The organism is Streptomyces sp. NBC_01445, assembly GCF_035918235.1.
Lineage (GTDB): Bacteria > Actinomycetota > Actinomycetes > Streptomycetales > Streptomycetaceae > Streptomyces.
Window position 1 is genome coordinate 2,144,645 of the sequence record NZ_CP109485.1, and the last position, 12,481, is coordinate 2,157,125.

Genomic DNA, 12,481 nt, shown 5'->3' on the forward strand with positions numbered 1-12,481 from the left:
GATTCATATGCTCAGCGCGGGAGGAGTGCACCGATCGGATCCTGCTGTTCGGCCGCGGCCACGCGGAGAAGATCCTCCACGACTACGCCGACCACTTCAACAGCCACCGACCCCACCGAGCCAGCTGAGTATCAGACGAAATACCAGGTCGTAGCCGGTGAAGCCAATGTGAAGCGCTACGGGCTGACGGTCACCGCGGGCGCGGGCCGGGGATGTTCAGGCCGAGACCGGTAGCCGCGTCCCGTCCCGCAGGAACAGCGGTATCCGCTCCAGCGGCGCGTCCACCGTCACCCGGGCCCCGCCCTCGAAGTCGGCGCCGGTCCATGCGCACGTCCAGCGTGCGCCCGCCGGTAGGTACACCTCGCGCGTCGTTGCGCCCGCGGTGGTGACCGGGGCGACCAGCAGGTCGGGCCCGAGCAGGTACGAGTCGGCGACCGTCCAGCAGGCGTCGTCGTCGGGGAATTCCAGGAACAGAGCTCGCATCGGCGGCAGGCCCTCGCGCGACGCGGTGCGCATCTGCTCGTCGATGTAGGGGCGGATGCGTTCGCGTAGGGCGAGGTAGTTACCGAGGATGCGGTAGGCCTGATCGCCGTACGACCAGACCTCGTTGGGGCCGCCGGTCATCTCGCCCCCCAGCGGCAGCCAGGGCAGGCGGAAGCCGTGGAGGCGGAAGATCGGGCAGAGCGCCCCGAACTGGAACCAGCGGATCAGCACTTCGCGGAAGGCCAGGTCGTCGGGGTCGCCGCCATGGAAGCCGCCGATGTCGGTGGTCCACCAGGGGATGCCGGAGATGCCGATGTTGAGGCCGGCGGCGATTTGGTGCCGCAGCGCGGTGAAGTCGGTGCCGATGTCGCCGGACCAGACGGCAGTGCCGTAGCGCTGGCTGCCCGCCCACGCGGAGCGGGAGAATGACATGCCGTCGGTGTTGCCGGAGGCCGCCATGCCCTCGTGGAAGATGCGAGCGTTCTCTCGCGGGTACAGGTTGGCGACCTCGGCGCCGTGGCCCGCATGCAGGCGCAGGTTGGCCGGGTGGCCGGGCTTCATCTCGGGTTCGCAGGCATCCAGCCACCACAGGTTGATGCCGAGGGACTGGTAGTTCTCGCGGACCTTGTCCCAGACGAAGGCGCGGGTGTCGGGGTTGGTCGGGTCGTAGAAGGACACCATCACGCGGTGGTCGGAGCCCTTGTCGACCCAGGTGGCGTGGGCCGCGGTGCCGTACTCGTTGGCGGCGAGCATGCCGCCGCGCTCGAGGGCGTCGTAGTGCTCGGAGGAGCGGTTGACGGAGGGCCAGACGGAGACCATCAGCTTGACGCCCATCTCGTCCAGCTCCTCGACCATGGCGGCCGGGTCGGGCCACTCGGCCGGGTCGAAGCGCCAGTCGCCGAGCCGGGTCCAGTGGAAGAAGTCCGCGACGATCACGGAGAGCGGCAGGCCGCGCCGCCGGTGTTCGCGGGCGACGTTGAGGAGTTCCTCCTGGGTGCGGTAGCGCAGCTTGCACTGCCAGAACCCGCTGGCCCAGGAGGGGAGTTCGGGGGCGTGTCCGGTGGCGTCGGCGTAGGAGCGCAGGATGTCGGCGGGGCGGTCGCCCGCGGTGATCCAGTAGTCGATCTGGCGGGCGCTGTCGGCGACCCAGCGGGTGCCGGTGACGGCCAGTTCGACGCGGCCGACGGCGGGGCTGTTCCACAGCAGGCCGTAGCCGCGGTTGGATAGCGCGAACGGGATGGTGACCTCGGTGTTGCGCTGGACGAGGTCGGTCACCGTGCCCTTCTGGTCAAGGAGGCCGTGCTGGCGCTGGCCGAGGCCGTAGAGGCGTTCGCCTTCGTACGCCTGGAAATTCTGCTCCAGACGCTGGTAGCCATGACCCACTGGGGTGTGCACCCGGCTGCCGGGCCACCAGAAGTGGGCCGGGCGTTCGGCGAGGAGTTCGGTGCCGTCGGCGGTGCGCACGAAGCGGATCAGGCCGTCGAGGGTGAGTTCGGCGGTGATGTTGCCCTGGGTGATGCGGGCCGGGGGCACGGGGTCGGTGGGCGAGCCGAGGCCGTTCTTGAAGACCCGGAGGCCGGTGAGGTCCGGGACCGTGATCGTGGCGGCCGGCCCGGTGGTGTCGTCGCGGTCGAGGAGGGCGCCGGGGATGTCGTCGCGCAGCCGGCCGAGGGCCGCGCGGACGCGTAGAGAGTCGGCTCCCCAGGGTTCGATGCGCAGCACTTCGTGCTCGCCGCGCCATTCGAGGCCGCCGTCGTGTTCCCGGAAGGTGGTCACGTTCATTGCTCCAGTACGGGATGGAAAGGGGGAGACGGGTGGTAAGGCTCAGTCCTTGACCGAGCCGCCCGTGATGCCGACGGCGATATAGCGCTGGGCGACGATCAGGAGGATCGCGGCGGGTACCGACGCGAGGACGGCGGAGGCCATCAGGGCGTTCCAGTCGGTGGCGTTGGCGCCGATGAAGCGGTAGATGCCGACGGTGACGGGCGTGACGGCGTCGCGGGAGGTGAGGCTGATGGCGAAGAGGAAGTCGGCCCAGGAGAACAGGAACGCGAACAGGCCCGCGGTGATGAGCCCGTTGCGGGACAGCGGGACGACGATGCGCAGGAAGGTGCGCCATGTTCCGGCGCCGTCGAGCGCGGCCGCCTCGATGATCTCGGGCGGGATGTCGCACAGTTGGGAGCGGAGCAGTACCGCGGCGAACGGCACGGCGAGGGTGGACTGGGCGAACATGAGGCCGATGGTGTTGTTCAGTAGCCCGAGGTGGCTGTAGAGGGTGAACAGCGAGTTGGCCTTCACGATGCCAGGCAGCATCTGCACGATCAGGAGCACGAACATCAGCGTGGCGGCGTACCGCAGGCGGAACCTGGCGAGCGCCCAGGCCAGGGGCGTCGCCAGGAGCAGCGTCAGCACGACGACGCCGCAGGCGACGAACAGGCTGATCAGCAGGTGCCGGCCCTGGGTGTCGAAGGCGGCGCGGTAGCCGTCGAGGGTGGGGTCGGTCGGGATCCACTTCGGCGGGATGGACAGCAGGGCCTGCGCGGGCTGGACCGAGGCGTTGAGCATCCAGTACAGCGGGAAGAGGAAGACCGCGACGATGACCAGCGCGAGCACGGTGGTGGCCCATCTGCGCACGGCGGGGGCGCCCGAGGAAGGGGCGGGAGCGGACATGGTGGTCGTCTACCTCTCGTTCTCGGACTGCTCGGCGCGCACGGCCCGCAGGTACACGAGGGCGCAGAGGGTGGCGATGACGATGAGGACGTTGCCGACGGCGGCGCCCTGACCGAAGTGCAGCTCGGTGAACGACAGTTGGTACGACCATGTCGACAGCAGTTGCGTGGCGCCCGCGGGCCCACCCTGGGTGAGCACCATGACGACGTCGAACGCCTTGATGGTGTAGATGAGGCCCAGCATCAGCACCACCGAGGTGGTGGGGCGCAGCAGCGGCCAGGTGACGTGCCGGAACTTGTGCCAGGCACCGGCGCCGTCGAGGGACGCGGCCTCGTACAGCTGGGGCGGGATGGACTGCAGTCCGCCGTACAGGATCACCATGTTGAAGGGGATGCCGATCCAGACGTTGGCGAGGACGACGGCCGTCATCGCGTAGTCGGGGCTGACCAGCCAGGGCACCGGGTCGGAGATCAGGTGCAGATTCATCAGGACCTGGTTGACGACGCCGTAGTCCTGGTCGAGCAGCCAGCGGAAGACGGTGCCGGAGACCAGCAGCGGCAGCAGCCACGGCAGCAGGAGCAGGGCGCGCAGGACACCGCTCAGCGGGAAGTGCCTGCGGAAGAACACCGCCAGGCCCAGGCCGATGGCGAACTGGAAGACGAGCGAGGCGACGGTGAAGACGACCGTGTTCCACAGCGTGCCGGAGAACAGGTCGTCGCCGAGGACGTGCGCATAGTTCGCTACGCCGTTGAAGGGCGCCCCGCCCCGGTAGAAGGACGTGACCGTGTAGTCCTGGAAGGACATGACGACGTTGGCGGCGATCGGGTAGCCGAAGAAGACGGCCAGGTAGAGCACGGCGGGGACCCAGAAGCTGAGCCGGACGAGCCGTGCGCGGCGGGCCGCCGGGCGCTGCGCGGGTGGCCGGGACGCGGCCGCGGTGGCGGGCCGGTCGAGGAGTGTGGTCATGGTCGGCGCCCCATCAGTTGTCGTCAGAGGTGGCGGCGGCCCGCTGCGCGGCAGCAAGGGCGTCGGCGGGGGTGCGGCGGCCGGTCGCCGCCTCCTGCAGGGCCGTGTACAGGGCCTGCGAGACCGTGGGGTAGCCGGTGCCGAGCTCGGCGGTGCGTGAGCGGGCGCCGGGCACACTCGCGAGGAACGGAGCGAGGTCGGGCTGCCGCTTCACCAGTTTCGCGGCGACCGCCGGGTCGGCGGGCACGTCGGCACGCAGGCTCGCCCAGCGCAGCATGTTGTCGCGGCCGAGCACGCAGTCGAGCAGCTCAACGGCCTTGTCCTGCTTGTCGCCCTTGGGGACGGCCCAGGTCTCGCCGCCGAGCGGGGTGACGGGAGCCGTGCCGCTCACCTTCCCCGGCAGCGGTACGACGCCGTAGTCCAGGCCCTTGACGGCGTCGAGGGCGGCAAGCTGCCAGGAGCCGTTGACCATCATCGCGGCGTGGTGGCCGATGAACTGCTCGGCGACGTCGGACTGCTGCCAGCTGAGCGCCGACTTGGACACCGACCCGTCGGCGAACAGGGACGTCCAGTAGGACAGCGCCGACACGGACCGCGGCGAGTCCAGGTCGTCGAGGTCGGCGCCCGCGCCCCACAGGAACGGCTCGTACTGCCAGGACCCTTCCTCGGTTCCGACGGCGGAGAGCGCGAGTCCGTAGCGGTGACCCTGCGTCAGTTTCCGTGCGGCTGCCCGAAGTTGCTTCCAGTCGGTGGGCGGCTCGAGTCCGGCCTTACGGAAGGCGTCCTTGTCGTAGAAGAGGGCGAGCCCGTTGACGCCGGGCGCGACGCCGTACAACGTCCCCTTGTAGGTGCCCGCCGCGAGAACGCTGTCGTAGAAGCCGTCGGTGTCGAGCCGCCCGTCGAGCGGCAACAGGGCGCCGGTGGAGGCGAGTTTGGGCAGGTCGGGATTGTCACTGAGGATCAGGTCGGGCAGGGTCCTGGCGGCTCCGTCGCGGAGGAGCTTCGGTACGAGCTGGGCGCGCGGCATGACCTCGCGCACGACGTCGACGCCGGTGTCGGCGCCACACGTGTCCAGGATGCTGGTGAGGGCGGTGTTGCCGGGTTCGGCGGTGTAGTAGTCGGCGACGGTGAGGGTGTTCGCCGGGGTGTCGGCGGTGATCAGTCCGCAGCCGCCGAGCACCGCGCTCAGAGCGAGGGCGGCGCAGGCGGCGACGGCTGCGCGGGGGCGGGGATGCATGGGGTCCTTCGGGGAGACGGGGTGGGGGCGGCTCTTGCGTGCGGGCAGGGGGTACTGCCGATGGGACGGGGGTGGGCAGGGGGCTGCGGGGAAGTTCAGGCGGGGCCCGGTGGCGCGGTGGTCGACGCCCGGACGGACAACCGGGGCTCCAGCAGAACCGGTCGGCGGCCCGGCGCCGTGGCACCGTCGAGCCGGGCGACGAGCAGGTCCACGGCGCGTTCGGTGAGCGCGGCGGCGGGCACGGCGACCGAGGTCAGTGCGGGGGTGCCCGCGGTGGCGACGACGTCCGAACCGAGCGCGACCACGGACAGATCCTCGGGTACGGCGCGGCCCATGCCGCGCAGCAGCGGGGCGAGATGGGGCGTCGCGGCCTCGTTCTGGACGATGAGGGCGGTGGTACACGGCCGTTCGGCCAGGACCCGGGCGAGGGTGCCCGCCACGCTGTCCCAGTCCCCCGCGACGGTCCTGTGGGTGAGCCGCACTCCGCGCGCGGCAGCCCGTTCCGCGGCGCCCGCCACGGTGCGCACCGCGAAACCGGCGTGTCTGGCGTACGCCGCCTCGGGCGCGCCGAGCAGCACCACTTCGCGGTGCCCGAGGTCGGCGAGGTGATCGACGCACAGCGCTCCGGCGGCCCGGAAGTCGAGGTCGACACAGGCCAGGCCCGCGGGTTCGCGGGGCAGCCCGATCAGGACGGTCGGCACGGGCAGTGCGCGGATCACGTCGAGGCGGGGGTCGACGATGCCGATGTCCATGAGGATCAGCCCGTCGAGGAGGGCCGCGTCCAGGACGCCGTGCTCCTCGTGGTCGGTCAGGAGCAGCACGTTGCAGGCGTGCCGGCGGGCGGCCACGCTCGCCGTGAGCATGAACTCGGCGAGCAGCGGCCGGTGCGCCCCGTCGTCAACGCGCACCGCGAGCCCGATGGTGCGCGAGCGCGCGGAGGACGGCGGCCGGTAGCCGAGCCGGTTCATCGCGTCGAGGACCTTGCGGCGGGTGGGCGCCGAGATGGGGCGCTTGCCGCTGATCACGTACGAGACCGTGCTGACGGCGACGCCCGCCTGCCGGGCCACATCCGTGATCGCAACCATGAGGTACTGCCTGACTCTTCGCCGGGGTCCGCCGCTGTCGTGTGGCCGCTCGGGTCGGCTCGTCGAAATCGTTCGACACGGTGCGCGGGGCCGCTCGTCCGTGGGCGGCCTCGGTGAGGTTAGGTTCGGCTCCGGCCGGGTGTCTACGGATTCCTCGGCTCTTCGATGAATTTCGATGACGGGGCGTTTCACGGACGGGGAGCAGCGAGATCACGTCGGCGACCGGTCCGTGCAATTTGAGCCGAACGACCGCGTCGATCCAGCGCGCCTGTCCCGCTCGGAAATGCGATTCTGGTTCTGGTCTGCAGCTTCTCCGCGCAGGGCTCGACCTGCACAGCGCCTGGGACGATCTGACGCCACTGTCGATCGTCACCGCGTTGGCCCGAAACCTGATCAAGGCGCCCGCTGCCGTGCTGGCAGCCACGTGGTCAAGGATGCAGAAGGCTTGGCGTTACGGCGCGAGAACGCGGTGTCAGACCGCCCGCGTCCGCCACGAGCCCACGGGCCGGATCCGGCTCGCCATGCTCGCGGTTCGTCCCGTGCGAGCGCCGGTGCCAGGCCTTCACGGTCACCCCCACCACACTCCTGGCCTGGTGGTACCGCCAACTCATCGCCAGGAAATGGACGTTCACCCGGCACCGCCGCCCCGGCAAACCCTCCACCGCGCCTCCGTGAAACAGCTCAACCTGCGCCAGGTCCGAGAGAACAGCAACTGGGGGCGCCCGATGGCTCGCACCGGCCACCACGACGTCCTCGTCGGCTCAACCAGCGACGGATGGACACTTCGCCGGACGGAACGCCCTGCGCGAGCGTCAGGCAGACCTCTCGAAGATCAATGCCCTTGCATCGATGATCTACGCGACCTCGGTGTCCGTAGGCTGTTCCCGGACGCCGAAAACCGCTTCTGGCCACCACCTTCCGTTGGACTGGACTCTCGTTCCTCACGCAGGTGGGCTGATCAGCTTGCGGTTCACCAGGGCCGGGGCTCGGCTGTGTCAGTCGGGGGACCTCGCCGGCAGCCATGGTTCGTGCCACCGCGGATATCCGGCGACGAGCTTGCTCGCTCCCTCCGGTCCCCAGGTCCCCGGCCGGTAGCGTTCCGGATCGCCGGGCGCTTCCAGCAGTGGCTGGACGATTCGCCACGTCTCCTCCACCGAGTCCTCCCGGGTGAACAGGCTCGCGTTGCCCTGCATCGCATCACTGAGCAGGCGCTCGTACGGTTCGGGTGCCTCACCCAGCTCGGCCGCGAAGAGGAGGTCAAGGTCCACCAGCTGCGTGTCCTGCTTGCCCGGCTGCTTGGCCTGGATGCGGAAGTTCACGCCAGGGCTCGGATCGATCCGCAGGATCCACTGGTCGGGCTCGGGCGCGAACCGCTCCGCGAACGCAAGCCGCGGCGGGCGCTTGAACACGATCCGGATCTCGGTCACACGCTCGGGGAGCGACTTGCCGGCGCGGATGAAGAACGGCACCCCGGACCAGCGCCAGTTCTCGACCTCCAGCCGCAACCCGACGAAGGTCTCGGTGCGCGAACGCGGCCGCACGCCGGGGACCTGCAGGTACCCCTCGTACTGCCCGCGGACGTAGTGGGCCGGGTCGGCGTCGGGGATCGCCCGGAACACGTCAACCCGGCGGTCGCGGAGCGCGTCCGCATCGGCGGCTGATGGCGGCTCGGACGCCATCAGGGCGAGCAGCTGCAGCAGATGGTTCTGCACGACGTCGCGGAGCGCGCCGACCGGGTCGTAGAAGTGGCCGCGGTCCTCGACCCCGAAGTCCTCGGCCATGGTGATCTGCACGCAGGAGACGTGGTCTCGGTTCCACACCGGCTCGAACACGGAGTTGGCGAACCGCAGGAACTGGATGTCCATCGCCGGCTCCTTGCCGAGGAAGTGATCGATCCTCAGCAGCTGATCCTCGTCGAGGAGCTGACGCAGCTCGGCGTTGAGGGCACGCGCCGACGCGAGGTCATGCCCGAATGGTTTCTCCACGACGACCCGGGCGCCCTTGGTCAGCCCGACGCCTGCCAGGCCCTCGACCACCCGGGCAAACAGCGACGGCGGGGTCTCCAGATAGAAGACCGGGTGCCGCTTGCCGTTGACCGCCCGGGCGAGGCGATGGAACGTCTCCGGGTCGGCGTAATCGCCCTGCACATAGCTGAGCCGGGCGGCGAACCGGGCAAAGACGCTGTCGTCCAGCGGCTCGCCCGTTGCCTTGATCGCCGCGCGGGCGTGGTCACGCAGCGCGTCGTCGGACCAGCCGTCGCGCGCCACTCCGACGATGGGGCAGGTCAGCAGCTTGCGCCGCTCAAGCCGATAGAGCGAGCGGAACGTCATTTTCCGCGCGAGGTCTCCACTGATCCCGAAAATGACCAGCACGTCTGCGGGAACGTTCGACGGGTTCGAAGCCACCTCATCCTCCTTACGGAGCCGGCACGGCAATGGGGTCGGGCAGCATGGCCCTGCTGGCGACTGGGCGCCGACGCGAGCAGGACCCCGGCCGGCCGCCGCGTCCGCGAGGACGAGCGACGCCGCCGCCTCGACCCGGCCTGCGGGAATCGACCGGTCTCCCGCAACGAGCCTCGAGAACGGTTCGCGCTTGTCCGCTCCGGCGATGAGCCAGAGCACCTGCTGGGCGCGAGCGCGCAGGATAGGTGAGCGTCATGCGCTGGTGGCCCATGTAGGGCTCCGTCAGAGCCACCGGCCGGTCCGAGACTTCGAGCACCGGGTCCCGTGGCACCATCGAGGCGGTGTGCCCGTCCGGGCCGAGGCCCAGGTGAACGAGGTCGAATCGCTCGGGCAGCGACCGCCCGTAGGCGGCGGCCGCCTCGTCAGGGTCGGCGTCGTTGACGGGCATCGCGATGACCTCGGCGGGGGCCGCACCGAGGCCCTCCCGCGGGTGGGTGAGGTTTCGGTCCGGGTCACCGTCGGGCGCGACCCGCTCGCCGACCTGGAACACCGCCACGCGCTCCCAGGGGACGTCCTCATGTGCGAGCCGCGCGAACATCGCCCATGGCGTGTGCCCCCCGCTGACGGCGAACGTGAACCGGCCGTGCGCTTGCACGCAGGCCCGGGCCGGCCGCACCACGGACGCCGCCGCTGTGCCGGCGACCGCGTCGGGATCGGCGACGCCCTCGAGTTCGTGATGCACAGCCCTCAGCCCTTCTTTTCGGCGTGCCCGCCGAACTCCGAGCGCATCGCCGAGAGGATCTTGTCGGTGAACTCCCCGGCCTCCCTGGACTCGAAGCGCTCGTAGAGCGCGGTGGTGATGACCGGTACCGGGACGCCTTCGTCCACCGCGGCGAGGACGGTCCAGCGGCCTTCCCCGGAGTCGGAGACCCGCCCGGCGAAGCCGTCGAGGGAGGGCGAGCCGGCGAAGGCGTCGGCGATCAGGTCGACCAGCCACGAGCCGACGACCGAGCCGCGCCGCCAGACCTCGGCCACTTCGCCGACGTCGATGTCGTACTGGTAGGCCCACGGATCGCGCAGCGGAGTCGTCTCCGCGTCGACCTCTTGCTGTCTCTTGCCGGCGTCCGCACGCTTGATGATGCTGAGGCCCTCGGCGATCGCGGCCATCATCCCGTACTCGACCCCGTTGTGGACCATCTTCACGAAGTGCCCGGCGCCGTTCGGCCCGCAGTGCAGGTACCCGAGCGGTGCGGTGCCGTCGGTTCGGGTCCGGCTAGGCGTCGGCTCGGCGCAGCCCTCGCCGGGAGCGATCGTCTTGAAGATCGGGTCGAGATGGGCCACGGCCTCATCCTCGCCGCCGATCATCAGGCAGTAGCCGCGCTCCAGCCCCCAGACCCCACCACTGGTCCCGCAGTCGACATAGTGCAGCGACTTGTCGGCAAGACGCTTGGCGCGCGTGATGTCGTCGCGGTAGTAGGAATTGCCGCCGTCGATGAGGATGTCGCCGGGCTCCAGCAACGGCTCGAGCTGGTCGAGGATGGAGTCGACGATCGCAGCCGGAAGCATGAGCCATACGGCCCGTGGCTTGTCCAGTTTCGCGACGAAGTCCTGGAGTGAGTCTGCGCCCGTCGCGCCTTCGCCGGCCAGTTCGGCGACGGCGGCCGCGTTGACGTCGGACACGACGCAATGGTGGCCGTCTCGCATCAGCCGACGCACCAGGTTCGCCCCCATCCGGCCGAGCCCGATCATCCCCAGCTGCATGGGCTTGTCTGTCGCCATGTGGTGCCTCCCAGTCCTTGAGCGTGCGGTGGTGCCGGATCAGCGCGTTCGTGGACGAGTTGTGGCCGAACTCAGGCTCGGTCGCGCTCTCGAGTTCCGAGATGATCGCGACAGCGAGCACCTTGCCGAGCTCGACGCCCCACTGGTCGAAGGAGCCGATCCCCAGATCGTCCCCTGGCTCGGGCGCCCGGCTTCGCGGTACGGCGTGGCCACCCTGGCCAGCAGCACGTTCGTCGGGCCGGTGCCCTCCGTCACCCGGTGCGGCGTCACGTCCTCCGCCGTCCCCCTCGGCGCGCACCTCGTCCGGTGCGGATCGTGTTGACGGAAAGTGTTGCCAGGTCGTTGTTGCTCAACGCCAGCCTCCCTGAAGGTGCTGCCCGGGCCGTCATATCGACTGCGGAGGGCTAGGGTTGCCCTTCCCCGGCCGGGGCGAAGAGCGCCGCGCCGACAATGCCCGCATCGTTGAACAGCTGGGCCGGCACGATCTCGGTCCTGAGCTCGATGTGCGGCAGGAACTTGTCGGCCTTCTTGCTGACGCCGCCGCCGATGATGATCAGGTCGGGCCACAGCAGCCGTTGGACAAGCTCGAGATACCTCTCCAGACGGTGCGCCCATTTCTTCCAGGACAGGTCGTCGTGCTCTCGCACCGACTCCGCGGCCCAGTCCTCGGCATCCCCGTGGTGCAGCGGCAAGTGCCCCAGCTCGCTGTTGGGCACCAGGAACCCGTCGGTGAAGACGGCGCTGCCGATACCGGTGCCGAGCGTCACCATCACGACGACGCCCTTGCGCCCCTTGCCGGCGCCGAAGCGCATCTCGGCGATCCCGGCCGCGTCGGCGTCGTTCACCACCCTCACGTCGCGGCCGGTCACTCGTGCGAAGAGCTGGGCCGCGTCCGTCTCCATCCAGGCCGGGTCGATATTGGACGTCGTCTGGACTCTGCCGCCCCGGATGACGGCTGGGAGTGTCAGCCCGACCGGTCCTGGGACGCCGATCTGGGAGAGCACCGTCACGACCACGTCCGCGACTGCCCCCGGTGTCGCCGGATGCGGGGTCGGGATCCGAACCCGCTCACCGATGAGGCTGCCGAGCTCGAGGTCGACCGCCGCTCCCTTGATACCGGTGCCGCCGATGTCGACTCCCAGCACGTGGGCCGCCTTGTCGTGAATTTCCTGCGCCACTGCCCGCTCCCCTCAGGGGCTGGCCCAAAATGTGTTGTGTGAATCTTGGACGTTAGGCCCCGCACGGGCTTCGCCACGTAATTCCCAATTTTCACACATGCCCCTAATGTTCGCCACATCACCTTTATCAGGTCATATCGGATATTAGGGTGTGTATCCAATGCCTGCGTACTCGCAAGGGCATTAGCTTTCCCCTTCGTTCGAGAGGAACGCGACTGCGACTCACGCCAGCCGCGGCGGTACCCTCCAGCAACTTTCGGAACTCAAGTCGGCCGGGAACCCGTCCCGCAGGTCCCCCGCATCCAGGAGCCGTCGCCTCTCCCCACCCTGTGGGGTTCCAGAACAGGGTCGTCGTGCTGACCTGCAGATCTGGGCTGCCCTTTCGTACTCGTTGATGAGTCCGCCGAGGACTGGACGGCGCTTGATCCTCTCGTGGGTGAGGTCGGCGGTGGGTGGTCGGCCCGCGGCGGGTGCAGCTGTTGTCCGCGGTGCGGTCTTCGCCCGTTGTAGCGCTGGGCGTACTCGTCCAGCACGGTGCGCAGGTGGCGCTGACCGAAGATGAGCATCCGGTCGGTGACCTCCGAGCGGACGGTGTGCACGAACCGCTCCGCGTACGCATTCGCTTGCGGACAACACGGAGGGATCTTCACGACTTGGATGCCCTGGCCGGCGAGGACCGCG

11 protein-coding genes and 1 pseudogene are annotated in these 12,481 nt (G+C 69.6%); 1 reads left to right on the plus strand and 11 read right to left on the minus strand.

Going from position 1 to position 12,481, the window contains the following annotated elements; genetic code table 11:
• The first annotated feature begins 5 nt into the window (after positions 1–5).
• A complete protein-coding gene (locus OG574_RS10075) occupies positions 6–128 on the plus strand; it encodes a hypothetical protein (protein WP_326778422.1) in 123 nt (40 codons plus the stop codon).
• Between the two features lie 88 nt (positions 129–216).
• On the opposite strand, the gene OG574_RS10080 is transcribed toward OG574_RS10075, so the two are convergent.
• From OG574_RS10080 to OG574_RS10130, 11 genes and pseudogenes are all read right to left on the minus strand, one after another.
• Positions 217–2,265, minus strand: coding sequence for a glycoside hydrolase family 31 protein (locus OG574_RS10080; protein ID WP_442816802.1), 2,049 nt, complete (start codon positions 2,263–2,265; stop codon positions 217–219).
• Positions 2,266–2,307: 42 nt separating this feature from the next.
• Entirely contained in the window at positions 2,308–3,153 is an 846-nt protein-coding gene (locus OG574_RS10085) for a carbohydrate ABC transporter permease (protein WP_326772874.1), read from the minus strand.
• A 9-nt stretch (positions 3,154–3,162) separates the two neighbouring features.
• Positions 3,163–4,119, minus strand: a complete 957-nt coding sequence (locus OG574_RS10090) for a carbohydrate ABC transporter permease (RefSeq protein WP_326772875.1) — start codon at positions 4,117–4,119, stop codon at positions 3,163–3,165.
• 13 nt (positions 4,120–4,132) lie between these two features.
• A complete protein-coding gene (locus OG574_RS10095; RefSeq protein ID WP_326772876.1) occupies positions 4,133–5,356 on the minus strand; it encodes a sugar ABC transporter substrate-binding protein in 1,224 nt (407 codons plus the stop codon).
• A 95-nt stretch (positions 5,357–5,451) separates the two neighbouring features.
• Positions 5,452–6,441, minus strand: coding sequence for a LacI family DNA-binding transcriptional regulator (locus OG574_RS10100; protein ID WP_326772877.1), 990 nt, complete (start codon positions 6,439–6,441; stop codon positions 5,452–5,454).
• 995 nt (positions 6,442–7,436) lie between these two features.
• Entirely contained in the window at positions 7,437–8,846 is a 1,410-nt protein-coding gene (zwf, locus tag OG574_RS10105) for a glucose-6-phosphate dehydrogenase (protein WP_326772878.1), read from the minus strand.
• Between the two features lie 10 nt (positions 8,847–8,856).
• Positions 8,857–9,585 carry a 6-phosphogluconolactonase gene (locus tag OG574_RS10110; RefSeq protein ID WP_326772879.1) on the minus strand — a complete coding sequence of 243 codons (729 nt, stop codon included), beginning with the start codon at positions 9,583–9,585 and terminating at the stop codon, positions 8,857–8,859.
• A gap of 5 nt (positions 9,586–9,590) precedes the next feature.
• Positions 9,591–10,622: a phosphogluconate dehydrogenase (NAD(+)-dependent, decarboxylating) gene (gene gnd / locus OG574_RS10115; RefSeq protein WP_442816803.1), complete on the minus strand. Its 1,032-nt coding sequence runs from the start codon at positions 10,620–10,622 to the stop codon at positions 9,591–9,593.
• 97 nt (positions 10,623–10,719) lie between these two features.
• Positions 10,720–10,920: pseudogene (locus OG574_RS10120) on the minus strand (hypothetical protein); the annotation flags it as partial.
• A 106-nt stretch (positions 10,921–11,026) separates the two neighbouring features.
• The gene (gene ppgK, locus OG574_RS10125; RefSeq protein WP_326772880.1) at positions 11,027–11,800 is read right to left on the minus strand and encodes a polyphosphate--glucose phosphotransferase; all 774 of its coding nucleotides are present in this window, start codon (positions 11,798–11,800) and stop codon (positions 11,027–11,029) included.
• A 263-nt stretch (positions 11,801–12,063) separates the two neighbouring features.
• Positions 12,064–12,450 carry an integrase core domain-containing protein gene (locus tag OG574_RS10130; RefSeq protein WP_326772881.1) on the minus strand — a complete coding sequence of 129 codons (387 nt, stop codon included), beginning with the start codon at positions 12,448–12,450 and terminating at the stop codon, positions 12,064–12,066.
• Positions 12,451–12,481 lie beyond the last annotated feature (31 nt).